Annotated in this window: 24 protein-coding genes; 19 read left to right on the top strand and 5 right to left on the bottom strand. The window is 54.2% G+C overall.

Features of this window, described 5'->3' with window-relative positions:
• Positions 1 to 476: 476 nt before the first annotated feature.
• Positions 477 to 929 carry a NanQ anomerase/TabA/YiaL family protein gene (locus tag R50912_RS05560; RefSeq protein WP_042233057.1) on the bottom strand — a complete coding sequence of 151 codons (453 nt, stop codon included), beginning with the start codon at positions 927 to 929 and terminating at the stop codon, positions 477 to 479.
• A gap of 145 nt (positions 930 to 1,074) precedes the next feature.
• Here R50912_RS05560 and R50912_RS05555 point away from each other — a divergent pair, with 145 nt between their 5' ends.
• Entirely contained in the window at positions 1,075 to 1,677 is a 603-nt protein-coding gene (locus tag R50912_RS05555; protein ID WP_042233056.1) for a hypothetical protein, read from the top strand.
• Positions 1,678 to 1,685: 8 nt separating this feature from the next.
• On the opposite strand, the gene R50912_RS05550 is transcribed toward R50912_RS05555, so the two are convergent.
• Positions 1,686 to 2,150, bottom strand: coding sequence for an NAD(+) diphosphatase (locus R50912_RS05550; protein ID WP_231637779.1), 465 nt, complete (start codon positions 2,148 to 2,150; stop codon positions 1,686 to 1,688).
• Positions 2,151 to 2,536: 386 nt separating this feature from the next.
• On the opposite strand from R50912_RS05550, the gene R50912_RS05545 reads away from it, so the two are divergent.
• Positions 2,537 to 3,271: a glycerophosphodiester phosphodiesterase gene (locus R50912_RS05545; RefSeq protein ID WP_042233051.1), complete on the top strand. Its 735-nt coding sequence runs from the start codon at positions 2,537 to 2,539 to the stop codon at positions 3,269 to 3,271.
• A gap of 237 nt (positions 3,272 to 3,508) precedes the next feature.
• Here the strand turns inward: R50912_RS05545 and R50912_RS05540 are convergent, their stop codons facing one another.
• Positions 3,509 to 4,360: a GGDEF domain-containing protein gene (locus R50912_RS05540; RefSeq protein ID WP_052416008.1), complete on the bottom strand. Its 852-nt coding sequence runs from the start codon at positions 4,358 to 4,360 to the stop codon at positions 3,509 to 3,511.
• 236 nt (positions 4,361 to 4,596) lie between these two features.
• The gene (locus R50912_RS05535) at positions 4,597 to 5,178 is read right to left on the bottom strand and encodes a histidine phosphatase family protein (protein WP_331281899.1); all 582 of its coding nucleotides are present in this window, start codon (positions 5,176 to 5,178) and stop codon (positions 4,597 to 4,599) included.
• Positions 5,179 to 5,371: 193 nt separating this feature from the next.
• Between R50912_RS05535 and R50912_RS05530 the strand changes: the two genes are divergently transcribed.
• From R50912_RS05530 to cysC, 17 genes are all read left to right on the top strand, one after another.
• Positions 5,372 to 6,523: a phosphodiester glycosidase family protein gene (locus R50912_RS05530; protein WP_042233049.1), complete on the top strand. Its 1,152-nt coding sequence runs from the start codon at positions 5,372 to 5,374 to the stop codon at positions 6,521 to 6,523.
• 187 nt (positions 6,524 to 6,710) lie between these two features.
• Positions 6,711 to 8,333, top strand: a complete 1,623-nt coding sequence (locus tag R50912_RS05525; protein WP_081956386.1) for a spore germination protein — start codon at positions 6,711 to 6,713, stop codon at positions 8,331 to 8,333.
• Positions 8,330 to 9,433, top strand: a complete 1,104-nt coding sequence (locus R50912_RS05520) for a GerAB/ArcD/ProY family transporter (protein ID WP_042233048.1) — start codon at positions 8,330 to 8,332, stop codon at positions 9,431 to 9,433. The genes R50912_RS05525 and R50912_RS05520 overlap by 4 nt, the downstream gene beginning before the upstream one ends.
• Entirely contained in the window at positions 9,430 to 10,662 is a 1,233-nt protein-coding gene (locus R50912_RS05515) for a Ger(x)C family spore germination protein (RefSeq protein ID WP_042233046.1), read from the top strand. The genes R50912_RS05520 and R50912_RS05515 overlap by 4 nt, the downstream gene beginning before the upstream one ends.
• Before the next feature lie 12 nt (positions 10,663 to 10,674).
• A complete protein-coding gene (locus tag R50912_RS05510; protein WP_042233044.1) occupies positions 10,675 to 10,908 on the top strand; it encodes a hypothetical protein in 234 nt (77 codons plus the stop codon).
• A gap of 9 nt (positions 10,909 to 10,917) precedes the next feature.
• Complete coding sequence (locus R50912_RS05505; RefSeq protein WP_042233042.1) at positions 10,918 to 12,015, top strand: GerAB/ArcD/ProY family transporter; 1,098 nt, start codon at positions 10,918 to 10,920, stop codon at positions 12,013 to 12,015.
• A gap of 113 nt (positions 12,016 to 12,128) precedes the next feature.
• Positions 12,129 to 13,088, top strand: a complete 960-nt coding sequence (locus R50912_RS05500; RefSeq protein WP_042233040.1) for a helix-turn-helix transcriptional regulator — start codon at positions 12,129 to 12,131, stop codon at positions 13,086 to 13,088.
• Between the two features lie 84 nt (positions 13,089 to 13,172).
• Positions 13,173 to 13,631 carry an SRPBCC domain-containing protein gene (locus R50912_RS05495; RefSeq protein WP_042233038.1) on the top strand — a complete coding sequence of 153 codons (459 nt, stop codon included), beginning with the start codon at positions 13,173 to 13,175 and terminating at the stop codon, positions 13,629 to 13,631.
• A 295-nt stretch (positions 13,632 to 13,926) separates the two neighbouring features.
• The gene (locus tag R50912_RS05490; protein WP_042233036.1) at positions 13,927 to 14,181 is read left to right on the top strand and encodes a FeoA family protein; all 255 of its coding nucleotides are present in this window, start codon (positions 13,927 to 13,929) and stop codon (positions 14,179 to 14,181) included.
• Positions 14,178 to 14,909 (top strand): FeoB small GTPase domain-containing protein, encoded by a 732-nt coding sequence (locus R50912_RS05485; protein WP_042233034.1) that lies wholly within the window; start codon positions 14,178 to 14,180, stop codon positions 14,907 to 14,909. The genes R50912_RS05490 and R50912_RS05485 overlap by 4 nt, the downstream gene beginning before the upstream one ends.
• Positions 14,887 to 16,296, top strand: a complete 1,410-nt coding sequence (locus R50912_RS05480) for a nucleoside recognition domain-containing protein (RefSeq protein WP_042233031.1) — start codon at positions 14,887 to 14,889, stop codon at positions 16,294 to 16,296. Before R50912_RS05485 ends, R50912_RS05480 begins: the two co-directional genes overlap by 23 nt.
• A 966-nt stretch (positions 16,297 to 17,262) precedes the next feature.
• Entirely contained in the window at positions 17,263 to 18,108 is an 846-nt protein-coding gene (locus R50912_RS05475; RefSeq protein ID WP_042233030.1) for an STM4015 family protein, read from the top strand.
• Positions 18,108 to 19,556 carry an STM4014 family protein gene (locus R50912_RS05470; RefSeq protein ID WP_042233028.1) on the top strand — a complete coding sequence of 483 codons (1,449 nt, stop codon included), beginning with the start codon at positions 18,108 to 18,110 and terminating at the stop codon, positions 19,554 to 19,556. Before R50912_RS05475 ends, R50912_RS05470 begins: the two co-directional genes overlap by 1 nt.
• Positions 19,553 to 20,338, top strand: a complete 786-nt coding sequence (locus R50912_RS05465; protein WP_042233026.1) for an STM4013/SEN3800 family hydrolase — start codon at positions 19,553 to 19,555, stop codon at positions 20,336 to 20,338. The genes R50912_RS05470 and R50912_RS05465 overlap by 4 nt, the downstream gene beginning before the upstream one ends.
• A gap of 31 nt (positions 20,339 to 20,369) precedes the next feature.
• Positions 20,370 to 21,758 carry an STM4012 family radical SAM protein gene (locus R50912_RS05460; protein WP_042233024.1) on the top strand — a complete coding sequence of 463 codons (1,389 nt, stop codon included), beginning with the start codon at positions 20,370 to 20,372 and terminating at the stop codon, positions 21,756 to 21,758.
• Entirely contained in the window at positions 21,755 to 22,657 is a 903-nt protein-coding gene (locus R50912_RS05455; RefSeq protein ID WP_042233022.1) for an STM4011 family radical SAM protein, read from the top strand. Before R50912_RS05460 ends, R50912_RS05455 begins: the two co-directional genes overlap by 4 nt.
• Before the next feature lie 445 nt (positions 22,658 to 23,102).
• Entirely contained in the window at positions 23,103 to 23,663 is a 561-nt protein-coding gene (gene cysC, locus R50912_RS05450) for an adenylyl-sulfate kinase (protein WP_042233021.1), read from the top strand.
• Positions 23,664 to 23,888: 225 nt separating this feature from the next.
• Here the strand turns inward: cysC and R50912_RS05445 are convergent, their stop codons facing one another.
• Positions 23,889 to 24,560 carry a hypothetical protein gene (locus tag R50912_RS05445; RefSeq protein ID WP_052416006.1) on the bottom strand — a complete coding sequence of 224 codons (672 nt, stop codon included), beginning with the start codon at positions 24,558 to 24,560 and terminating at the stop codon, positions 23,889 to 23,891.
• Positions 24,561 to 24,697: the final 137 nt, after the last annotated feature.

Below are 24,697 nucleotides of genomic sequence, written 5' to 3'. Positions count from 1 at the left end.
TCTATGCTAAAAGTTATTACGCTTGCATTGCTATATTGTCGTAAAGAGGTTATAGAATAAAAATGTTCATCTTTTTCAATTGATTTAAGGACTGGGATATGTTTTCTGAATCCAGATGGTTCAACCATAGGTTTAAAATGTTCTTCACTTCTCAAAGTTCCGAATACCGACTTCAAAAAGTCTTCGTAGAGTTCGTATTTAGCAACGCACAAATTTGCTCATCAATATTAAAAATCCGTTCATCATAATGCTCGGTTGGACGTTCAAATGGCATCCGTTTCATCATAGTCCTCCTTATGGCGTTTCTTTATATCAACGCCACCTATATATTAACATATAATGGAATATAAAGACTGATACTTTCTCTCGTCTATCTCCTCTTGTTTGCTCGCTTCTTATGAGTTCTTGCAGCTTAACCAGAAACGGCTATACCGGCCCATGAGGGTCAGCATAGCCGTTTCTGGTTGTCCAATGGACTATAGCTTAATCTTCAAAACTACCTTCCGCACCGCCTCGGGCTTATCTGCTTCAATCCCTGTCATATGTCCGTCCTGCGGATAACACACGACAAGAGCACCTGGTCCTGCAGTTACCGTAGATTCTACTGCACCGGTGAAGAAGATTGCATCCTTCTCTGCGCTGTAGTCATCTCTCACATCAAGCTGCTCAACAGCAGCATAGCCGATCCGCTCTGTACCTTCCAGAATATAGTGCAGATCCAGATTCACGCGGTGCGCTTCCCAGAAGCATTCTCCGGCATCCTTGGTCTGATATTCGTTGATGAAATAGAACATCTCATCATTGACCTCATGGCGTCCGGCCGCTTGCCCGGTGAAATCGGTATCGCGCAGAAACTGCAGCCCCCTCTGGACCTTCTCTCCGTATGCAGCCTCATCTTTGAGCAAATGGCTAAGTGTATCAATAATCATGCCTGGAATCCCCCTGAAATCTCTGAATTATTCCCCGCCTTGCAGAATACCCAAATAATATATGATCCCGGCAGGCCAGGTCTATGTATTTGTTCATGTACTCTCCGCATATCTATTAAATAGTTACCTTTTAGGAGGCGGTTCAGTGCTTATTATTCTGATGTACATGTTTGCTGTACTTGGCGTTTCACTCCTGCTGTCAGCTGCGGTGCTTCAGTTCATACGTTGCCATCCCCAAGCACCCGGCGGGAAAGAGACCATCCATGCTCTGTCCGCATTCAATCTTAAGTTCCCCCAGCGGTTCATCACACCTGATGAATCCCATATGATCGCCTTGGATGAGGCCGGCCAGACTATGGCCATCGGTCTGCTGCATCCCGGCAGACAGGAGCCGGCGACAGCCACCATCTACACGTTCGATACCATTCTGGGAGCGGAGATCGTCGAGAATGCCTTAACGCTCAGCAAAGTCAGCAAAACCAGCCGGATTACGACCAGTGTGCCGAGAATCCGCCCAAGTGTAGCCGCCGCCCCCGGGTTCGCAGAAGCTGTCCAAGCCAGAAACAATGCCGAAGAGATCAACGAGCTGACGCTAAAAATCTATTTTAACAACGCGGACACGCCTGTCGTATCTATTCCCTTCCTGCCCAGGCTGCTACCGGCCCGAAAAACAGATCTTCAGTACTCCGCAGCCTTTCTGGAGGCGCAGCAGGTGCACGAAAGAATCCGCAATATCGTCTCGGCCTGAAACCATGCTTAGCGTGAGGCTGCAGTGAAGCTATCAAGGGTCCGCCCTTGTCTAAGCTTATCCATGATTGTCAGCAGGAAGCTCTCCGCGAGACTGCCCTTCAGTATGGCGTCCGCAGCTTCATCCAGCGTAAACCATGCTGCATGATCCAGCTCAGCGCTCACCCTACTTAAGTCCTCCGTGTCAGCCACACTGATGAAATTAAGCATCAGCGTATTGGAAGGGGCGAAATACTGGCTGCGCATATATTCATAAGCGATGATCTCAAGCCCTGCTTCTTCCTGCACTTCGCGGATCAGCGCTGCCTCGGCGTTCTCCCCTTTATTCACGTAACCGGCCAGCAGGATATAATCCTTGCGGTTATACTGCTGGATGAGCAGGATTCTATCCAGCCCCCTGTTCAGCACCGCTGTACTCATCGCCGTGCTGAACACCGGGAACCGGAACGCAGCACAGGATTCACAGTATGGCACCTCCCCTTCTCCGTTACATTCCTTCAGGACCAGACGGCTTCCACATTCGAGACAAAACTTCAAGTGTATCGCTTCTTTCTGTTATGGGTATAGTTCAGACTTATTCTAAGCGATTGCTGAAGAACACACCAGCCGTAATTCAATACCGCACATAGAACGCTTCCCGGCAAAAAAAACCCGCTCTCCAGTAAGACGCTATCGCCGGAGAGTTAATCCTTCATTTTATTGGCTTCTGCCGGTGCAATGGTAATTTCCAAGTTTCCAAGAAATCACACCCTTTTCGCTGCTTGCGGACAGGGTTTCTTCATGTTATGTGGAATACACTACAAGGGGGCCCGTCTGGCACGGGCATCATCACAACCAAGAGACGGAGGGAATTACAGTACATGAACATCATTAATTTCGCGCATCGCGGCGCATCGGCAGTCGCCCCGGAGAATACAATGGCGGCATTCCGCAAGGGTCTTGAGCTTGGCGCAACCGGCATTGAAACAGACGTGCAGATGACGAGTGACGGAGCAATAGTAATCATCCATGATGAGAATCTTAGCCGCACCACTACAGGCAGCGGATATGTGAAGGATAAGACGCTTCGTGAAGTGCTGGAGGTCGATGCAGGCTCCTGGTTCAGTCCTGAGTTCACTGGAGAGCGGATTCCGACACTTGACGAGTTGCTGGATCTGCTTCAGGGGCGTGAGACAGTACTTAATATTGAGCTGAAGAACGGCACGTTCCTATATCCCGGTATGGAGGAAAAGGTAATAGCCGCTGTACGGGAGCAGGGCATGAGTGAGCGGGTAGTCATCTCCAGCTTCAACCACTACTCCCTTGCTTATTGCAAGTCGCTGGCACCGGAGATCCGCACCGGCATTCTGTATGGCGAAGGCTTATACCGTCCCTGGGATTATGCGGCTACGCTTCAGGCGGATGCGCTGCATGCCCATTTCTCTTCCGTTCTGCCGGAGTTCGTCACCGATGCAGCGGAGAGCGGGATCGTCTATCATCCCTGGACTGTCAATGATCCCGAACGGATGACCTATCTGATTGAGGCCGGAGTAGCCGGCATCATTACGGACCACCCGGATGTCCTTGCCGGTCTGCTGGCAGCAAAGGGATTATAGTATTGGCATAAAGGCCGGGTTGGCTGCCGCTTCCGGATCATGAGCTGTCTGAAGCACTCAGGCAGCAGCCGTACCAAACAGAAACGGATACCGTCCTCTAAGGGATGGTATCCGTTTCTGCGTAAAGCTACAATGTCTCACACCTGGCTCATACCAGATTCATTGCAGCCTCGGCAACAATTGTAGATTAGCCGATTTTATGAGCAAAATGTTGTATTTCGGGAAGGATTTCACAAGCTATTGGGCTCTGGAGCTGCTGACCAGCTTCACAGGAGGAAGACTATTCTCCTGCTTATGAACCGCATAACGCCCGCTGCCCAGCTGCTTGGCATTGTACATAGCGGAATCAGCTTCCTGGAGCAGCCGCTTCCGGTCAATTCTGCCTTGGCTCATAGTGATGCCGACGCTCGCAGATACGAACAATTCATGCGTCTCCAATTTGTAATTCCGGGTGATATTCTCCAGAACCTTAAGGGCCAGCTGCTCCGCATCCTTACGGCTGCAGCGTTTGGCGATGATGACGAATTCATCCCCGCCCACCCTGAAGATATGCCGTTTGCCTTTACGGGAAAATTGCTGCAGACTGCCGCCAACGGCTTCAAGCAGCACATCTCCCGCATGATGGCCGAGTGTATCATTGATCGATTTGAAGCGGTTAAGGTCAAGATATAATACCGCAAGCTGTTCGCCTGATTTGCAGTGATCCCAGAAATGATCCATTCCGTTCTTGTTGAGCAGCCCGGTTAAGGTATCCCGGTAGGCCAGTTCTTTCAGCTGCTCGCGCTCTCCGAGGAGCATACGCACACGCAGGAACAGGTACAATATTCCGGCGAGCGTAAGCGCATAGAGTGCCATAGTAATAAACAGATTGCTATCTTCAGCGGTGAACCCCGACAAAGTTCTCTTGCCCAGCAGGTGCATGCTGCCAAGACCGGCACTAATAACTAGTACAACCAGGCTCGTGCGGACCGCGCGGGCTCTTGGGTGACATTTGGAGAAATTCCGCGTCAGCCTGAGGATGCTGTACACCGTTAGCACACCAACGAGAATAGAGAATACAACCAGTATATAATTCCGGGCCTCTTCCAAATTACTCTGCCCTCCTTCTGATAATCCATATGATATATCGCATTTAAGCGCTACTGTACAGGGTTAGTCTGAACATATTCTAAACATATCCGGCAGGTAAGGCCGGGCTTTGCATGAATGCTAAGAATATTATCGGCAAACGCTGCAGGATTTGAGATGGTATGTTCTGGGACATATGGAAGAGAGCCACCCTTTGCGCGGGAGACTCTCTTCTATTCCAGAATCATCCAGACTGTCTATTCGTTCATATGTTCCACGTCATTGTACAGTTCGCAGGTCCAGCCGCCGGCATCTCTGATCAAGCGGGTAATTGATGTATTCTTCAGCACTACACTGAGATCCAGTGAGGGAACAAGTCCAGCCAGCGTACTGCGCAGAATGGCGCCATGACTGACTATGAGGACATTGCGCCCCGGATGGCGGGCGGCAACCTCTTCAACGGCCCGGACACCCCGCTGCTGAGCCAGGTCCCGGCTTTCCAGCTTCATATCCATCGTCTTCCACCCGCTGCCGAACCGCTCGATCCGTTCCTTCTCCGTAGTACCTTCTATTAACCCGCCGTTCATTTCCCGAATCCCCGGGATCAGACCAGCCAGCGGAATCCCCAGCCTCCCGGCAATGACCTCCGCTGTCTGTCTGGCCCGCAGCATATCGCTTGAATAGATATAATCCCACGATTCACCGCTGAGACGCTCTGCAAGTACGGCTGCCTGCCGGAAGCCCTCCTCGTCCAGAGGATTATCCGTGTGGCCCTGTATCCGGCCTTCCTGATTCCAGAGTGTGCTGCCGTGCCGAATCAAGCCTATTCTTGTTATCATCGCTTCCCGCCTTTGTGCGAATATCCGTAAGTGATCTCATTATAAACGAACATCCCTCTCTATGCATGTTCCATTGACGGTCAACGGAGCCCGCTATATTATTGTATTTCAAGTGTTTCTTTCTGGAGTCCATTCCAGGGTTCATCCAAAATTGCAGTTATACTGCTACAATCTGAAGGAGATTTCGTTTACTATGAAAAGAATGTCTGTCCTCTTCACCGCTTTCTGTCTGCTCACTGTCCTTCTTGCTCCCCTGCAACCCCGGGCCGCTGCGGCGACATCAGCCAAACTTGCCATCTATGTTGATAAGGAGAACCATTCGTTCATTCCGCTAAGATTCCTGAACGGCTTCGCCGGCATACAGTCTGTAGTAAGCTCTGCTGGAGGCCAGATCCAGGTAACACGTGATGATGTGTCTATTACCTTCACTCCAGGCAAGGCCGGAGCCTCCGTCAACGGCAAGTCCGTTACCCTGGGCGAACGTCCCTTTAGCGGGAATGGCATGACCTATATTCCATTGTCTCTCGTCAGCCAAACGCTTGGCATACAGCTCCAGTGGAATAAAGATTCCGCAGCGCTTACCCTCACGAGCGGCGGGGCAACAGCCACCCTGCCCGTGCAGAACGGCGCCCTGTTCAAGAGCGGTACGCCTGCTGTAGTCAGCGGCAAGCATACCTATAAGGTCGGCGGACGTTCCTTCGCCGTGCAGACCGTTACAGTCTCCCTGCTGCATCCGTCAGTGAAGCTGGATGCCGTCCTTGCCGGAAATACTGTCGGCAAGACAGAGGCGCTCGCCAGCATCGCTAAGCGCAGCAATGCCGCAGCCGCCATCAACGGCACCTTCTTCGATGCCTACACCAAAGGCACCTACTATGCACCTTACGGCTATATTATCAGCGGTGGCAAAATGCTGAAGAACAGCCCCGGCGACAAGCGGACGGTCTTTGCCTATGACGGCAACCTGCTGGCTGAGCTGATCCCAGGCAGCGAATTCATGAACCGCTTCAACGCCGGCTCCATTCAAGGCGCATTGCAGGCAGGCCCGCGGCTGCTGGTGAACGGCAAAATATCCCTCAATGTGCTCGCCGAGGGCTTCAAGGACCCTAAGATACTGACAGGCGGAGGCTCCCGCAGCGCGCTGGGTCTGACCCGCGACCACAAGCTGATTCTGTTGACCTCCGGCGGGGCAACCATCCCCCAGCTGGCGGAAATTATGAAGCAGGCTGGTGCGTACCAGGCGATGAATCTGGATGGCGGCGCCTCAAGCGGCCTCTACTATAACGGCAAATATCTGACCACACCCGGCCGCCTGATCAGCAACGCATTGGTCGTCCAGACCAAATAATATCCGGCTATAAGTATCTATATGGAGGCATTTCTCCCATCCTGAACAGGTTGGAGAAATGCCTTTTTCGCGTTCATAAGCCTGTAATTCAACCACTGACTCCGTAAATCAGGCAGAATAAGGAATCCACCTGCGGGGGATAATACAGCCAAAGAATCCAGAATCCAGCAGAAAGGAGCCCCCGAAGATGCCGCAGAATCAGCAGAAAGGCCGGAAGACTGGCAAAGATCCCGTGGAAACCTCTGTGCCCGCACCGCTCCCGCTGAACGCCTCACTTGAGGTGAATTTGCAGGAAATCGGAAAGCGGATCGGCAGCAGCTCGGATATCGTTATCCGCAACTTCACCAATGAATCCTTAAGCTCCCTTTCCCTTACGTTCATATATATTGACGGTCTGGTGAATGCCGATTCTGTCAACCAGACGGTGCTCCAGCCATTGATGGAGAATGTGACACTGAAAGGAGATACGATTACCGCCGAAGCGGCCTTCAGTATGATCAAGGACCAGATGCTGCCGGTCGGGGGCGTCAAGGAAGGCAAAACGCTGGAAGTTCTGCTGGCTCTGCTTTTTGAAGGCTATACGCTGATTCTGTTCGAAGGACTTCAGGTCGCACTGGCCGCAGACACCTCCGGCTGGGAGAAGAGAAGCATTAACGAGCCGACCTCCCAGGGTGTCATCCGCGGTCCGAAGGAGGGCTTCACGGAAAGTCTGCGCACGGGCACCTCCATGCTGCGCCGCCGGCTCAAAACTACCGATCTGCGGATCGAAGAATATAAAATCGGCCAACGTACCCAGACCGGAATCGCCATCATTTATTTGAAGGGCATCGCCAGTGAACAGGTGCTGACAGAAATCCGCCGCCGGCTTAATGCCATTAATACGGATGCCATTCTGGAGAGCAACTATATTGAAGAATTCATTCAGGACGGTGGCCTGACCCCCTTCCCTACCATTCAGAACACAGAACGTCCCGATGCTGTAGCCGGAGGTATTCTGGAAGGCCAGATCGGGATTATTATTGACGGCACGCCCTTTGCGCTGCTGGCGCCTTCTACCTTCTTCAACTTCTTTCAGTCCAGTGAAGACTACTACCAGCGGTACGATATCTCCTCCTTTCTGCGGCTGATCCGCTACGGGGCTTTCTTTGTGTCGATGCTGCTGCCCGCACTCTATATTGCTGTCACTACCTTTCACCAGGAAATGCTGCCGACCACCCTGCTGATCAGTCTCGCTGCCCAGCGCGAGGGGGTACCGCTGCCCGCGCTGGCGGAAGCGCTGCTCATGGAGCTCACCTTCGATGTGCTGCGCGAAGCCGGGGTACGCATGCCGCGTACCATCGGACCGGCTATCTCCATTGTCGGCGCACTGGTGCTGGGGCAGGCTGCCGTTCAGGCCGGTCTTGTCTCGGCGGCTATGGTTATTGTGGTTTCTTTTACCGCTATCTCGAACTTTGTGATACCGTCACTGGCGATTGCCAACTCCATCCGCCTGATCCGCTTTGTAATGATGTTCATCGCTTCAACGCTCGGCTTGTTCGGCATCATGTCCTTCATGATGGTGCTCCTGATTCATATGGCGGGACTGCGTTCCTTCGGCGTTCCCTATCTGTCTCCGGTAGCGCCGATGATTCCGCGTTATCTGAAGGATATCTTCATCCGCGTCCCGCTATGGAGTATGACCATGCGTCCCAAAACCGATCTGGGCAAAGAAACCCGCAGACAAGGACCCAACCAGAAGCCTCAGCCAGCTGAAGGAGCGAATCAAAAATCTACGGAACAGCCTAAGCCGCAGGGAGAGGATCCAGCTTGAACGGAAAAATCGGCACTACCCAGGCAGCTATGCTCGTTGTCAATACGATTCTGCCGACGGCCACCGTCGTGCTGCCCATCATTATCACGAGCTATGCTGAACAAGACGCACCGCTGTCCATTATTATGTCAACGCTGGCGGGGCTGCTCATCGCGGCCATTGTCGGGACAGTAATCCGCTATAGCAATGGGGCTCCTTTTCTGGACTGGGTTGGGGAGAAAACCTCCCCGGTTATCTCTACCATCCTCGGTCTGCTGATGCTGCAGTTCTACCTGGACACAACAGCAACGATCCTGCGCGAGTTTGTCAATTTCATCAAAGACAACGTGCTGATCAATACACCAGTAACCGTACTGGTTATCCTCATTCTGTTCATTACCATCTACATGGTAAGACAGGGGATTGAAGCCATCTCCAGAGTGAACAGTCTGATCATTCTGCTCTACCTGTTCTTTGCGCCGCTGTATCTGTTCGGGCTGCTCCATGATCTGAATGTACATCAATTACTGCCGATGTTCGACCATACCCTGGCTGAATTGACACTGGCCAGTCTCACTCCAACGGCCTGGATGTCCGAAGTCGCTGTTCTGCTGTTCCTGGCTCCTTACCTGCAATATCCGCAGAGAGCACGGGTTATCGGCTGGACAGGACTGATATTCGTTGCTGCACTGATGATGTTCTCCCTGATCTCTGCCCTGATGGTATTTGGTCCTCAATTTATCAAGCTGAGCGCGTATCCGGGATTCACAACCGTTGGTATCGTACGGATCGGGAGGTTCATTGAGAAGCTGGATATTCTCTTTATCTCCTATTGGGTGCTGTCCATCTATCTGAAATTAGCTATTTTCCTGTTTGTGACGGTAGAGTGCTTCAAGCAGACCTTCCGGGTCAGCAGCAGCCGTCCGTTCATTGGTGCTTTAGGTCTGGTCATTGCGCTGGAATGTCTGTTCACATGGCAAAACCCGGCCAAACTCAACCAGTATAACAAAGAAGGCCGTTTCCTGGTCTTCTTCCTGTTCAACGTACTGGTTCCGCTGGGAGCGGTTCTGCTGTACCGGTTCCAGAAATCGAGATCCAAACGGAAAGGGTGGGAAACATGAATAAACCGGGAAGAACGCTGTGCCTTATACTCATGGTCCCGCTTCTATCCGCGCTTCTCTCCGGCTGCTGGGATAACCGCGAACTGAGCGAGCTCGGCATTACTTCGGGTTCGGCTTATGACTGGGAGAACAACGAGTGGAAGGCCACCTATCAGGTCATCAATCCTTCCTCAGGTTCAAGCGGCATGGGAGGCAGCGGAGGCGGCAGTACAAGTTCTCCGCCATTCCTCACCTTCACGGTAAAAGGCAGGACGATCATGGAAGCCATTGAAAGAACCAATCTGACCAGCACCCGCGAGATGTTCTTCTCTCATTCACGGATTACCGTCATCGGGGAAAGCCTGGCTAAGCACGGGATTAACCAACTGCTGGACCTGTTCCTGCGCAAGCAGGATGCCAGGGAAACAGTATATATGTTTATTTCCCAGGGAGATGCCGGTGATATTCTGGATCAGCTGATGCAGATGACCAAGAATCAGGGCGCCGGCATCCAGCTTATGATTGAGCAGGAAGCAAAGCTCCTCTCCTATTATCCCGGCACCCGCCTGTATGAGCTGGCCATGGCACTCTCCTCTGAATCCGGCAGTGCGGTATTGCCGGAAATCCGGCTCACCGGACCTAAGATTATGGATGAGACCAGTGAGACCGGAGTTACGGACCTGCCCTCGCGCCTGGAGCTGGGAAGGCTGGGTGTGCTAAAGGGTGAGAAGTTTGTGGGCTGGCTTAACCAGAAACAAGCCTTCGGATTATCTTTTATGACTGACAATATCGAGTCGGCTACTATAGCCTTTGCATCCCAGCCCGCAATAAGCGGCAAGCCGGATGCTTCATTTATTCTCCAGAATTCAACTACTTCCGTGCGTCCGGTCTGGGCCAAGGATCATTATATTATGGATATAAATATCAAAGGCAGCGGTGTGCTCACCGAGCTCGGTAGCGTTATGGATTTGAATGACCGCGCTGCCATCACCGGAATGGAGGAATCCCTCGAACAGCAGGTGACGGAGCTCGTGAATACCTCTTGGGCGGAGATCAAAAAGCTGGGTGCTGACGTCACGGGATTTGCGGTGAGAATTCACCGCAGCGACCGCAAGCACTGGAAGCAGATTGAGAAGGAGAAGAGCTGGGACAGCGTATTTAAGGAGATTGAGATCCGCCCGCATGTCTCGTTCCAGATTGAACGGACAGGCCTCAGCAATAAATCGTTCAAATCCGTCCAGCAGGAGTAAAGGAGCTTCACTATGAAAATAGCCATAACTCTTCTACTCTATGTGATTGCATTCTTATGGGGCTGGACCAAGCTGCGCGGACCAGGCCGCAAGCTGCACCGGCTCTGGTTCGGCTGCATCCTTGGCTATTGCGCCTATATTAATATATGCGGGATTACTGAAACGCCCCATTTCTCGCTGGGTATCTTCTATACGGCGTTCTTCCAGCCTGTAGGCAGAGCCATTATCTATTGGTTAGGAGGCTGATTTCGGACCATGCCCAAGAAAGAACAGGTCACTTCCCTGCAAATCGCGTTCATGATCATGCTGTTTGAAATCGGCAGCACGCCGCTGTTTCTGCTTGGTGGCAAGGCCAAGCAGGATTCCTGGCTGGCGATGTGTACAGGTTCTGCTGCCGGATTCATCCTTCTGCTTCTTCTGATGTGGATCCAGCACCGTTCTCAGGATACAGATCTGATTGGTATGCTTAAATTCCATTTCGGCAAGGTTCCAGGATCATTCATCGGAGGAATCTACAGCTTATATTTCGCCTACCAGTCCATGCGTAATGTCCGTGATCTGGGTGAATTGACGTCAATGACTCTGCTTCCAAGAACGCCAATGTCGATCACGATGATAATCTTTGTACTTCTTGCCCTGTATGCTATCTGGAAGGGGGCTGAGGTTATTTTCAGGCTGCCTGAGGTTCTGCTGCCGGTGATGATCTTCTTTTACATTGTGCTTGTTGTGCTGCTTGGAATAATGGGTTCCATTGATTTCACCCGCCTGGGTCCTGTCTTGGATGGCGGACTGATGCCGGTTGTCAAAGCTGCGCTGCCGGATATCGTCTCGTTCCCCTTCGGGCAGATGATTGTGTTCCTGATGCTGTGGTCTCTATGGGATAAGCCTGGTGTGCCCGTAAAATATACAGTGAACGCCTATCTGCTCATCAGTCTGTTCCTGATCTTCATGAACGCGCTCAATGTGGCGGTTCTCGGTCCGACCATAGCGGGGATCAGCCAGCTGCCTTTTCTCAAAACTGTCCGGACCTTATCGAACCTCAAGTTTGTGGAACGGCTCGATATCCTGGTGACCATCCAGCTCTTCCTGGGGCTGCTGATTAAGATGATGCTCTTCTATTTCTGTTCGGTAAAAGCTATTGCGGAGCTGACCGGCAAACCGGCCAAGTGGTGGGTCTTTCCGGTAGGCGCCGTTATCTATGGAGCTTCCTTTCTGGAGCGCGACTACACACAGCATATTGCCATCGGCCTGGGCCCAAGCCTTAAGCTTGATCCGGTGTTTCAAGTCGCCATCCCGCTGCTGCTGGCTATTTCCATCCTGGTGCACAGCGGGTCTAAGCGATCCACTTCGTAGGCCGGTCCCGGCCTGGCTTCATCACCCGGCGGCTCTGCAGAAGGTTGGCAAAACGGGTTGTTGAAGGTACACTGGCTGTAAGAATCAGTTATCTGCCCAGGAGGAACAAGCCAATGGCCAAAGCCGATTATATGCTGTCTATACTCTGGATGCTGAAGCAGCGCAAAAGAACGGCCGCCGAACTGGCAGACGAGCTTGAGCTGAGCGTCCGCTCGATCTACCGCTACATCGATGCGCTGTGCGCCAGCGGTGTCCCTGTAGAGGCCGATGCCGGGCCGGGCGGCGGCTTCTGGCTGCCGGAGCAATTCAGCACTGCTCCGCTATTCTTCAATGATGGAGAACGGCGGGCACTTGTACAGGCATCTGCCTTTGCCAGGGGGAGCGGCTACCCTTACGTTGATGCGCTCGACGGGGCAATTGCCAAGCTTAAGCGTTACAGCAATGAGGCCCAGCTGTCGCAGATGGAGCGCCATGAGAGCGGACTTGCGATCCTCCACTCCCCTGGAGAGCACCCTTCGCTGCTGCTTGAAGAACTGGAAGTCTGCACTGCGGAGGGTCTCTCTCTTCAGATGGAATACCGCAAGGGGAACGGTACCCCGGCGTCCTCCCGGTGCATCGACCCTTATGGTCTGGTGATGTGGAAGGGCCAGTGGTATCTCTCCGGCTTCTGCCATCTGCGCCAGGATATCCGCAACTTCCGGGTGGACCGGATCATCGGACTGCAGCGGACAGGGGCAGCCTTCCTTCGTCCTGACGGATTCTCGGCACGAGATTTCTTATTGCAGAGGCTGCTTCCTGCAACGGAGGAGGACTCTGAGTTAACCGCTGTGGTCATCGAAGCGGCCGAAGCCACCCTGAACGATCTGTGCAGTCACTGGCTATTCGGGCATACGCTGGAGCGGCGCAGCACGGGAAGTGCCCGGTTTCTGCTGAATCAGGCTGCCTTACACAGCTACGCCCCTTATTTCCTGTTGCCTTACGGCAAATCGCTGGCCATTGTGGAACCCGCGTCCCTCAAGCACAAGCTGTCCAGGGTTGCTGCGGATCTTGCCGAACATTATAAGGACTCTTAATCTCCTGAAGGATCACTGACCGCAGTTGTCAGTGATCCTTGTGTATATTGTTCATGAATCCAATAATGCCAGGAGGAACAGGGAATGAGAGAATTGAAGTATGACTTCTATATCGGTGCTGCCGTGGCAGAAGTATGGGAGGTTCTAGTCTCCCCGGAGAAGGTCCGGCAAATCTATTACGGAAGTGTAATCCGCTCCAGTTTTGTTGTGGGTGAGCAGCTGGAGTATGTAGGCCCGGGGGCAGCCGGGGAAGAGACGGTACATGTCTACGGCACTCTGCTCGAATATGTTCCGCAGCAGACGCTGCGCTATACCCATAGGACCGGCCCCGCTTACCTCACGAATAGAGAGAATTATGAGTCTGTCATCTCCTGGAAGCTGGAGCCAGCGGGCGGCTGTACCAGGCTGACACTGGTTCATGGAGACTGGCATCCGGATGATCCTTCCTACGATGCCAGCAACAGTTCATGGTGGCAGATTCTCTGCAATACGAAGACGCTGGCAGAAACCGGCCGCACACTGGATTTCGGCAGCCAGGAGTAGCAGCAGACAGCCTCCGCCTATGTTCAAACAATCGTCACCACAGAATAGACGCTTCTAATTTATTACTCTTCCGTATCCCTGCTATAAAGAGGCCTGTGCCGCTTTTATAGCAGGGATTATTTTTTCTTTCCCTAGGGAAACATTCTTGTTGCAAGGACAAATTTATTCACATATACTATTATTGTGGCAGGCTGCAATAATCTATGCCGCGTGCACAATACACTATATAAATGCATACTCCATACTTATGGCTATATATTCATTCATTCCATTTCATACGAAAGAAGGAGATCTTATGGCTGAAGCCGTTATTCCATTGTCAGAGGCTGTGAACGGCAGTACGCTGCGCATCAGCGGCATTGAAGTTCAAGGTGTGCTGCGGAGAAGACTGCTTGATCTGGGATTCGTCGTCGGGAATAGCGTAGAAGTGCTGCGGCGCAGCCCGCTGGGAGATCCTACGGCATTCCGGGTAAGCAATACGACGATTGCCCTGCGCCGGGAAGAGAGCTCTTTAATCTACGGGCAATTAATGGGAGGCGGTGAAGGATGAGCCAGTACACGGTCGCTTTTGCAGGCAATCCCAACACGGGTAAGAGCACGCTGTTCAATCTGCTGACCGGCATGCGCCAGCATACCGGCAACTGGGCAGGCAAAACCGTAGTCACCGCCGAAGGCGGGTTCTACCACAAGAACCACACGTACCTGGCTGTGGATCTTCCGGGCACCTACTCGCTCTACTCCAACTCCGCCGATGAAGAGGCTGCGAGGGACTATATTATTTTTGAACAGCCGGATGTAACGCTAGTGGTCCTGGATGCTACCTCGCTGGAACGCAATCTTAACCTTGCCCTGCAGGTACTGGAGATCACCGGCCGTGCCGTGGTCTGCATCAATCTGATTGATGAAGCCCGCCGGCTTGGAATTGATATCAATCTGAAGCGGATCTCCAAGAGGCTCGGCGTTCCCGTAACCGCTATTTCTGCCCGTAACAAAATCGGTATTGAAGCGCTGCTTGATCAAATCGAGCGCGTGGCCACGGGTGCATTCAAGGCAGAGCCGCTGAAAATCACCTACAGCACCGACATTGAGCAAGGCATTGCCGAGCTGATTCCTATGGTTGAGCAGACCATCGGTTCGAGATACCCCGCCCGCTGGATTGCCCTCCGGCTGCTGGATGGTGATCACAGCCTGCTTACTTCACTCAAAGCCCGCATGGGCCGCAAGGATATTCCCGTAAGCGAGGAGGTGGTCGGCCATGGAATCACCGCATGCCATTAACGGTCACGACCCGGTGGATTCTCTGCTCGCGGCCGCTAAGAAGCTGGCTGATCAAGGGGGAATCCGCGATGAGATTGTCAGCGGGATCTACGGCGTATCCGCCGCCATCTGCAGCGATGCAGTCACTTACCAAGATAAGAAGAAGCTTGGCAGCACCTATAAACTGGATAATATCGTTACCTCCAAGCTCTGGGGCTTCCCCATCATGCTTGCCGGTCTCGGCCTGGTATTCTGGATTACGATTGCCGGGGCCAACTATCCTTCAAGCTGGCTTGCCTCCCTCTTCAGCTGGATCGAGGGCTATCTGACTGCAGGATTCACCGCTCTTCATGCGCCGGCCTGGCTGCATGGCGTCCTTGTGCTCGGATTGTACCGCGGAACCTCATGGGTCATCAGTGTCATGCTGCCGCCGATGATGATTTTCTTCCCGGTGTTTGCGCTGCTGGAGAATTTCGGGTATCTGCCCCGGGTAGCCTTTAACATGGACCGCCTGTTCAAGAAATCCGGCGGCCACGGCAAGCAGGCCTTAACGATGTCGATGGGCTTCGGCTGCAATGCTGCCGCCATTCTCTCGACCCGCATTATTGAATCGCCCCGTGAACGGATGCTGGCTATTCTGACCAACAACTTCGTGCCCTGCAACGGCCGCTGGCCCACACTTATCCTGCTCTCCTCCATGTTCATGGTCGGAGCCGCTACAACCGGAATGCTGCGCACCTTCTCCACGGCTCTGGTACTGATGGGCATCGTGCTGGTCGGCATTACCGTAACTCTGAGTGTATCCTGGGTCATGTCCAGAACAGCGCTGCGCGGTGTGCCTACCCATTACACGCTGGAGCTTCCGCCATACCGCCGCCCGCAGATCTGGAAGACAATCATCCGCTCCTCCAAAGAGAAATCGCTTAATGTGCTGACCCGTGCTATCGTCGTAGCCGCACCGGCCGGCATTATCACCTGGATTCTCGGCAATGTGTTTGTCGGCGGGGAGAGCGTGCTTAACCATATGGCTGCATTCTTTGATCCTTTTGCCCAACTGCTCGGCATGGACGGCTTCATTATTATGGCCTTCATCCTGGGGCTCCCGGCCAATGAGATTGTGCTGCCCATCCTGCTCATGGGCTACATGTCCTCGGGTGCCATGGTCGATATTGAAGGTCTTGGCAGCATCAAGGATATCTTCCTGAGCCACGGCTGGACCTGGCTGACTGCACTGAATATGATGTTGTTCTCCCTGCTGCATTATCCTTGCGGCACCACGCTGGTGAACATCTACAAGGAGACCAAAAGCATGAAGTGGGCGGTGCTCTCCGCCGTCATTCCGCTCGGCATCGCCATCGCGGTAACCTTCCTGGTTGCAGCCGCTGCCCGGCTGTTCGGCTGGGTATGATGGCACGCCGCTGGCCCGTCTCTCTGCCGCTTTAGGGCGGGGGGAGCGGGATGTTGGGGCGGACGTTGGGGCCGGACGATGAAGCGGGACGCCCGGGCTAGGCGATGGAGTGGAGCGTCGGGGCCGGACGGAATGCCAGGGAGAAAATGTGCGGGCGGTGCTGCATTAGGCTGCGATTCCACTGCCATGCATTATACGCCGCTTGGTGCATTATCGGGGGGGCTGGTGATTCGGGGGCTTCACGGTACTTTCGGGGCTTGCTGCCCCTCCTCCCCTTCCTCTTCAAAATCCTGCATGAAATACAACATTCCCATCGCGATAAGCGATGAAAATCGAAATTGTTGTAAAAACTCCCATGACGCCTCAAAAATACAGGATTTCCCTTGTTTTCATTGAATTTATGTTAAAATTCTTGCATTTTCTACAATAATTCTCTTTAATGGCCCGGTACCGCTACTCAAAGTTGTAATTTGTGCAACATTTGAATCAGTTCATCTTATTATCAGCGATGGGAAGGCTGCTAATTAGGAGTAGCGTTACATACAGGCTGCATAACTTCATTTCGCGTACACAAAAGCCTAAAATTACTCTGCAGATATCAAAAACTCCATAAATTTGCGAAAATCATCCCTCTCAAGCTACTCTGCAGCCACTCCCCATGCTACTTAACAAGCACCTTTACTACTGCTCTACTCCTACTCTAAAACCGCTCTCCAGCCACTCTCTGCTATACCACATACTACTCAACAAGCACCTTTACTACTGCTATACTCCCACTCTACATCTGCTCTCCAGCTACTCTCCAGCTACTCTCCAGCCTCCCTCATCCTACTCTAATGTCCCTCCTACCCTACCGCTCCAGCTGCTGCCGATCCCTCCCGTGACCCTCCGTCTTGGCTATTTGACTCCCCTTCTGCTTAATGTTAGGGTGATTTGGAAGCCATAATTTTCCGGGAGGGAATGTTCATGACAGCAGTGAAGCTCAGTATCGATTACGATGCATTTGAAGAAGGTAAGCGGATAGAGACGGAGATTGAACAATTGAGCAAAAGCCCCGAAGCCGCTGGAGTAAGCAGTCTGACGATTGGGGATTGGGGGCAAGCCTACGAGAACAGCTCGGAGGATGCCGTCCAGGCGCTGGTGAAGCACAGTGCAAGTTTCCCTGCGTTGCGCAAGCTTTTTATTGGGGAAATGGGGTATGAGGAATGTGAAATTTCGTGGATTACCCAAACGGACCTCTCTCCACTGCTTCCCGCTTATCCGGAGCTGCAGTCATTGACTGCGCAGGGCGGCACGGACTTGCGGCTGAGCCAACTGCAGCATGAGAAGCTCGAGGAACTGATTATTATAACAGGCGGACTCGGTAAAAATGTCCTGGCCGATATCGCCGCCGCCAATCTGCCTAATCTGCAAAAGCTGGAATTATATCTAGGCGTGGACAACTACGGCTTTGACGGCGGTCTGGAAGACCTGTATCCGCTGATCGAACCCGGAAAGTTCCCCAAGCTTACCTATCTGGGACTCAAAAACAGTGAAATCCAGGATGAAATCGCTGCAGCCTTAGCCGATGCACCTATTCTGGATCAGCTCGAGACGCTCGACCTGTCACTCGGAACCCTTAGCGATACCGGCGCCGAGGCGCTGCTCGCCAGCGGGAAGATCAAAGGACTAAAGCTGCTCAACTTGAGCCATCATTATATGTCTGACGGAATGATTCAGCGCTGGAAGAACAGCGGACTGCCTGCCGATGTCAGCGACCAGCAGAAAAGCGACGACGAGGATGACTGGCGTTATCCGTCGATCACCGAGTGATGCCACCCGTAGAGCCGCTGATTGTGTTCTGCAATCCCGGCGACAGGCGCTCGGAAGGCATCCAGCAGGCGCGAAGCCGCCTCGGCATGCCTCCGGCAGTCCTGATTCCGTACGCTGGGCTGTTGCAGGGCCAGCCGCTGGCTGATTTGCTGGAGCAGACGGGGTATAGGCTGGACATGCTACCGGTGCGGGAGCAGCCGCTGGGCGGAGTGTCCGGGCAGGCGGGGCAGCGGGTTGATGCAATGCAGGTACTGGATGCATTGCAGGGACAAGCAAAGGTGAATTCACCGGCACCGGACAGATTGCCGGAGCTAACAGAGCTGGCTGCCCAAGGCCGCGACATCAGCCGGCTGGCCATGCCGGCCGCATCTGCCCCCGCAGCGCCTGCCCCGGACACGGCCCCGCCGCTGCTGCGGCTGGAGTCGCCGGGCGGCAGCTTCGAAACCGAGCGCGCCTTGATCGCGCTCGGTGCGCCGGATGCGCCGGACGCAGACGACTCGCTGCATCCTTACGGCGGCCAGCCGGACCTCCGTCCGCTGAGCTTCAAGACGGCCGGCGCGCTCAAGGATATGCCCGGCGTGCTGCATCATCCGTCCCAGTGGTTCCGCGGCTACTGCCGGCTGCTGGCCCGGATTCAGCGTGAAGCCGCGCAGCTCCTGCCCTCCGCCCGCTGGACCAACCATCCCGGCGAGATTGCCGCGATGACCGATAAACGCCGGACGCAGCAGATTCTGGCCGCGGCTGGCGTCCCTATTCCCCGGCCGCTCAGGAGCAGCAGCGGACAAGCACCCGTGGACTACGCCTCCCTCCGCGGGCTGATGCTCTCGCAGCGGATGCACCGCGTATTCATCAAGCTGGCCAGCGGCTCAGCCGCATCCGGCGTCATTGCCTATCAGCTCCATCCGGCAACGGGAGCCGAGGTGGCGGTCACTACCATCGGGGTCGAGAGCTATATCACCCGCCCCCCGGTGTATTATAATTCCGGCAAGCTGCGGCGCTATACGGACTCTGCGCTCCTCGCCGGAATCATCAATTGGCTCTACCGCCACGGCGCCTATGCCGAGCAGTGGATTCCGAAGCCCGGCGCGGGCGGGCAATCGTTCGATATCCGCCAGCTGGTTGTTGCCGGTGTGGCCTGCCACTCGGTTGCACGGGTAAGCAGCACACCGATAACGAACCTGCATCTGCGCAGCCGCCGGATGACCCCGGCCGAAGCCGGTCTCACGGAGGACATGCAGGCAGAGGTACGGCATACGGCCGAGCAGTCTCTGGCTGCTTTTCCGCGTTCCTCCGTGGCGGGAATTGATGTACTCTTGGGGAGCACCGGGCGGACGTATACGGCGGATGTGAACCCTTTTGGCGACTTATTGTACGATGTGGAATACCACGGCTGCAGCACCTATGAATGGGAAATGAAACAGCTATCCGGGAGGAACCTGGCCCTATGACCGATATGAATGCCGTTGTCGGCACCCACGATATCTTAATGATTACGCTCGATACGCTGCGCTATGATGCCGCTGTTCTGGAGGAGGCCAATTGTCCCAATCTGTGCGGCAGCGGTTCCTGGGAAAAGCGGCATACACCCGGCAGCTTCACCTATGCGGCCCATCACGCCTTCTTCGGCGGATTCCTGCCCACTCCGGCCACTACGAATAAGGCTGAGCATGTGCGGCTCTTCCATTCCCGGAATACCGGCCTTGCGACGCATCCCCATACCTGGCTGTTCGATACGCCGGATATGGTGTCAGGGCTGGCGGCGGCGGGATATCAGACGGTGTGTATCGGGGGCGTCATCTTTTTCAGCAAAAAGGTTCCCCTCGCCCGTGTCCTGCCCGGTTACTTCCAGCATAGCTACTGGCGGATGACGTTCGGGGTGACGAACCCGCGCTCCACGGAGCATCAGGTAAATCATGCGCTCAAGATACTGAACAATACCGCGCTGGACCAGCGATTGTTTATGTTCATTAATGTCTCGGCGATCCACGGCCCGAATCATATGTTCCTGCCTGGGGCGAAGCGTGATTCTGTGGACAGCCAGCGCGCTGCCCTCCGCTATGCCGACGGTGAACTGGGGCGTCTGTTTGCTGCCTTCCGCGAACGCGGTAACCCTGTGTTCTGCCTGGCGTTCTCCGATCATGGAGAAGCTTACGGTGAAGACGGCTACCAGGGCCACCGGCTGGCGCATGAAACGGTATGGAATGTTCCTTACCGCGAATTTTTTATATAGCTGTACTATCCCGCAAAAGGAAGGAGAACGTATGACGTCAATCCGGCAATCCACTTATTACAAGAGCAATGACGGGCAACCTCCCTTCTCCTCCGGGGAGCTTCAGGAATGGACCGGACAGATTACGGCCAATCCTTACCGCAATTATCTCTATTCCTATCCGCACAAAACCGCTTACCGCGAGTTCGCGGCCCCCATTTCTTTAGAGGAACTGTGGCGGAACGAGCCTGCGGAGAGTTTCTTCTTATATATGCATATTCCCTTCTGCGGCGCACGCTGCGGCTTCTGCAACCTGTTCACCCTGCCCGATAAAAGAGCGAATGTCCACGCCGAGTACGTAGACGCGCTGGAACGGCAGGCGAAGCAGTGGGCTGCTTTTACCAGTCACAAACCTTATGCGCGCTTCGCCATCGGCGGCGGAACGCCAAGCCTGCTGGCTCCCGCGCAGTTGAACCGGCTGTTCGGCATTGCTGCGGATATCATGGGAGTGGATCTCTCAGCCACATCCATCTCCGTCGAAACCTCACCCGAGACGCTGACGGAGGAGAAGCTGTCGATTCTGAAGGAGCATGCCGTGGACCGGGTCAGCATGGGCATCCAGAGCTTCGTGGCCGCCGAGTCGGCTGCCATCTACCGGCCGCAGGACCCGGACGTGGTATACCGGGCGCTTGAGCTGCTGGGCAAATATGATTTCCCCATCCTCAATCTGGATCTGATCTACGGACTTCCGGGGCAAACGGTGGAATCATGGCTGTATTCGCTGAATCAGGCGCTGCTGCATGAGCCGGAGGAGATCTTCATCTATCCGCTCTACACCCGTGAGCATACGATTGTGAAGCCGGGCGATCTGCTGCGTCAGAGTGATATCCGCCATGAGTGTTATCAGGCTGCATGCCGGCTGCTGGCGGAGCATGGCTACCGCCAGTACTCGATGCGCAGGTTCGCCAAGGAGGATGCAGGAACCGGGAAGGATCTTCTGGATTACAGCTGCCAGGAGGAAGGCATGGTCGGTCTCGGCTGCGGTGCCCGCTCCTATACCCGGAATGTGCACTACGCTTCACGCTACGGCGTCAGCCGCAAAGCTACAGAGCGCATCATCGCTGACTATGTAGCAGCCGAACGTTATGATACTGCTGACTACGGGATTGTACTGAGCCTTGCAGAACAGAAACGGCGCTTCATTCTCAAAGCTATCCTGCATAGCGAAGGTCTCACCGTGGCAGATTACAGCAGGAGATTCGGTTCTGCGGTCCGGGAAGATCATCCCGAGCTGGGCCTGCTGGTACAGAGCGGCTTCGCCAAGGATGAAGAGGGCATCCTGCGGCTGACTCCGGATGGGCTCGGCTACTCCGATTCCATCGGGGACTGGTTCATCTCCGGCGAGATCAGGGAGCAGATGAAGGGGTTCATCCTGCCATGAAGGCGGTCCTCTACTACCGCGGCTCCCTCTCCTCCTGCAACTATGACTGCCCTTACTGCCCCTTCGGCAAAATAAAAGACAGCGCCGCTACCCTCGCCAAAGACCGTGAGCATCTTACGGCCTTCGTCCACTGGGTGTCGGAGCAGGGAGCGGCAGGCCACCGGCTGTCTATTTTCTTCAATCCCTACGGGGAAGGACTGACACACCGCTGGTACCGGGACGCGCTAATCACTCTATCCCATCTGGAGCATGTGGACAAAGTCGCCATCCAGACGAATTTGTCGGCCCGGCTTGATTTCACCGCAGAGCTGAATCCGGCCAAATCCGCCTTCTGGGCGACCTATCATCCCGGGCAGGTGAGTGAGGAACGGTTCCTGGCGCAGTGTATGACTGTATACGGGCAGGGCATTCCATTCAGCGTGGGCAGTGTAGGTGTTCATGGCGCTTTTCCGGCTATTGCCTCGCTGCGTGCCGCCCTGCCGGAGGATGTCTATCTGTGGGTGAACGCCTACAAGGACAAGCCGGATTATTATGCGCCAGAGGATGTAGGCTTCCTTAGTGGGATAGATCCTTATTTCCGGATCAATGCCGTTGACTACGACAGTCTGGGCAAAAGCTGCAATGCAGGCAGCAACGTGTTCTATGTGCAAGGGGCAGGTCTCGTGAAACGCTGCTACAAGGACCGCGCGGTCATCGGTAACCTCTACCACGATGGTCTCGAAGGACTCGCTGCGCTGCGCAGCTGCCGGATGAAGGTCTGCGACTGCTACATCGGCTATATTCATATGCCGGAGCTTGGCCTGGAGCAGATTTACGGCTCCGGATTGCTGGAGCGGATCCCTTACGGCGCGGGAGAGAGAATCCCAGACGAAATGAGGGAAATGGGGATCCAGCGGTGAGCGGGTTTGGGTTGGCAGATTGGGTTGGCAGATTCGATAGAATGGATACGGCGATGGATAGATACCTCTAAGGTCGGGCGAGTTCCAAACACACTTTCTCTTCTATGTGTGTATTTCGTACAATTAAAAGAAGGATAAACACCGGATGTGTGCGGATAAGTGTATGCTGTACAACTAAAAATGGCCGAAGGCGCTCATTTGGGGAAAGTCTGTCCTTTTAGTTGTAGAAAGTGCAGCTATTAGACTGGAAAGACAATGGCTGGTGATTTTAGTTGTAGTTAATACAGTTATTGTCGGATGAGGTTCTTAGCTTCGAGCAGAAGTCTGGTTCTATCTCCTAGGCCGCTATTTCGAAAGAGTACCGTTCAGTGGATAGAGCAAATGTGGCTACAATATGGCTACAAGGTGGCTACAATGAAGCGAAAAGTTACGGGAGGACAAAGCAATGACGGCTCAGCTACATGCTCAGACACAAACAGGGGTAACGATATGGCTCACCGGCCTGTCCGGGGCGGGCAAGTCCACGCTTGCCGCTCTGCTCAAGGACCGGCTGCAGGAGCAGGGCCGGGCAGTCGAATGGCTTGACGGTGATGAGCTGCGGCGCATACTGAGCCGGGGCCTTGGCTTCAGCCGCGAGGACCGGCTCGAGAATATCCGCAGGGCGGTCTATATCGCCGGCCTGCTGAACCGGCACGGCGTCGTCACCGTGGTCTCGGTGATCAGCCCTTATGCCGACATGCGCAGCTATGCCCGCGGGGAGCTGCCGGGGTTCGTGGAGGTCTATGTAGACTGCCCTCTCCCCGTGTGTGAAGCGCGGGATGTCAAAGGGCTTTACGCCAAGGCCCGCTCCGGTGAAATCCCGGCCTTCACCGGGATCTCCGATCCTTATGAGGCTCCGGACCACCCGGAGCTGAGGCTGCACACGGCAGAGCGTACCCCAGAGGAATGCGTGGAGGAAATGATAGACTGGCTTACGGAGAACCGGCTCTATCAGCCGTGGCGCTAAAGTTAGAGTTCGGACATTCTCCTGCTTCGCCTGCACTATGAGCATAATAGAAGGGAGACTTATAGCGTTTAGCCATGAGCCTCCCTTCTATTGATATGAAGCTCCCGTTCTTCTAACAAACCAGCTGCGTTGCCCAGGCATCCTCCACCGTTGCTTTACCGCGCCTCCTCTTACTCCGCCTCATCCTGCTTCATTATGTCTTACACAGTGATCATCAGCTGCTGCTTATTTCCGTGATTTGTTACTTTGACGGCGCTGCCAGGTTAGCCCTAGTGCTATCAAGATCACCATCCCCGCACCCGCTCCCACATATAGCAGCCAGGGTGCTGTTGCTGAATGGTTGTCTACAGGTACTGAAGGTGCATCACCTTCAGCGGTCTCTGGCGGAGCTGTCGGCGACCCGCCGCCGGTACCTGGCCCCAGCTCATTCAGATCTTCCTGCGCGTCAGCATACAGGGCAGTTCGGCTGCACAGGCTCGTAGTCAACTCACTCTGTTCTTCATCCCCCTTCGCTAGGTTTCCATCTGCTTCCGCTCCTCTTGCATAAACCATATAGCGTTCCCCCTCGGCGAACTCAAAGCCGCAGCTGTCTCCGGACTGCGCCGTATTTACGGTCACTTGATTACCCAAATCCCCCTTCCACCGGGCCCCCACCTGAAAGGTAACCTGCATGGGATCAGCACTGGATTGCATAATTCCGGATGGTTTGGTGACCGATATTACGGTGCCTTCAAACACAGCCGCACTGTCTTCCAGAGCCTCCAGCGGCGGAGCTGGTATGACACAAGAACAGGCATAGGTAACCTGCGGACGTACAGTCAGTAGTGTCATGGAGACAAGCAGGACGCACAGGATCATGAGCAAGACGCCCGGGATTCTTTTTATCGCAATCATCATAATCACTCTCCTTATTCCCCAGACGAAATTCCCAGAGAAAGGTTACTCTATAAACCATAAAATCCCATACCAGCTAAAAGGCACGCGGGAATAATAGGACAGTCAGCGTAATAACAGCTACGTGATAACGCCTGCGT

The sequence above is a fragment of the Paenibacillus sp. FSL R5-0912 genome (assembly GCF_000758605.1).
In the GTDB taxonomy this organism is placed as follows: Bacteria; Bacillota; Bacilli; order Paenibacillales; family Paenibacillaceae; genus Paenibacillus_AQ.
This window is presented reverse-complemented; position numbering and strand designations above follow the sequence as displayed.

Excerpts from the sequence above, each read along its gene's own strand:
- R50912_RS05490 (WP_042233036.1), top strand. The coding sequence starts at position 13,927 with ATGGCTGAAGCCGTTATTCCATTGTCAGAGGCTGTGAACGGCAGTACG.
- R50912_RS05465 (WP_042233026.1), top strand. The coding sequence starts at position 19,553 with ATGACCGATATGAATGCCGTTGTCGGCACCCACGATATCTTAATGATT.
- R50912_RS05530 (WP_042233049.1), top strand. The coding sequence starts at position 5,372 with ATGAAAAGAATGTCTGTCCTCTTCACCGCTTTCTGTCTGCTCACTGTC.
- R50912_RS05475 (WP_042233030.1), top strand. The coding sequence starts at position 17,263 with ATGACAGCAGTGAAGCTCAGTATCGATTACGATGCATTTGAAGAAGGT.
- R50912_RS05485 (WP_042233034.1), top strand. The coding sequence starts at position 14,178 with ATGAGCCAGTACACGGTCGCTTTTGCAGGCAATCCCAACACGGGTAAG.
- cysC (WP_042233021.1), top strand. The coding sequence starts at position 23,103 with ATGACGGCTCAGCTACATGCTCAGACACAAACAGGGGTAACGATATGG.
- R50912_RS05500 (WP_042233040.1), top strand. The coding sequence starts at position 12,129 with ATGGCCAAAGCCGATTATATGCTGTCTATACTCTGGATGCTGAAGCAG.
- R50912_RS05480 (WP_042233031.1), top strand. The coding sequence starts at position 14,887 with ATGGAATCACCGCATGCCATTAACGGTCACGACCCGGTGGATTCTCTG.
- R50912_RS05560 (WP_042233057.1), bottom strand. The coding sequence starts at position 929 with ATGATTATTGATACACTTAGCCATTTGCTCAAAGATGAGGCTGCATAC.
- R50912_RS05495 (WP_042233038.1), top strand. The coding sequence starts at position 13,173 with ATGAGAGAATTGAAGTATGACTTCTATATCGGTGCTGCCGTGGCAGAA.
- R50912_RS05510 (WP_042233044.1), top strand. The coding sequence starts at position 10,675 with ATGAAAATAGCCATAACTCTTCTACTCTATGTGATTGCATTCTTATGG.
- R50912_RS05535 (WP_331281899.1), bottom strand. The coding sequence starts at position 5,178 with ATGATAACAAGAATAGGCTTGATTCGGCACGGCAGCACACTCTGGAAT.
- R50912_RS05460 (WP_042233024.1), top strand. The coding sequence starts at position 20,370 with ATGACGTCAATCCGGCAATCCACTTATTACAAGAGCAATGACGGGCAA.
- R50912_RS05455 (WP_042233022.1), top strand. The coding sequence starts at position 21,755 with ATGAAGGCGGTCCTCTACTACCGCGGCTCCCTCTCCTCCTGCAACTAT.
- R50912_RS05445 (WP_052416006.1), bottom strand. The coding sequence starts at position 24,560 with ATGATGATTGCGATAAAAAGAATCCCGGGCGTCTTGCTCATGATCCTG.
- R50912_RS05515 (WP_042233046.1), top strand. The coding sequence starts at position 9,430 with ATGAATAAACCGGGAAGAACGCTGTGCCTTATACTCATGGTCCCGCTT.
- R50912_RS05545 (WP_042233051.1), top strand. The coding sequence starts at position 2,537 with ATGAACATCATTAATTTCGCGCATCGCGGCGCATCGGCAGTCGCCCCG.
- R50912_RS05525 (WP_081956386.1), top strand. The coding sequence starts at position 6,711 with ATGCCGCAGAATCAGCAGAAAGGCCGGAAGACTGGCAAAGATCCCGTG.
- R50912_RS05505 (WP_042233042.1), top strand. The coding sequence starts at position 10,918 with ATGCCCAAGAAAGAACAGGTCACTTCCCTGCAAATCGCGTTCATGATC.
- R50912_RS05470 (WP_042233028.1), top strand. The coding sequence starts at position 18,108 with ATGCCACCCGTAGAGCCGCTGATTGTGTTCTGCAATCCCGGCGACAGG.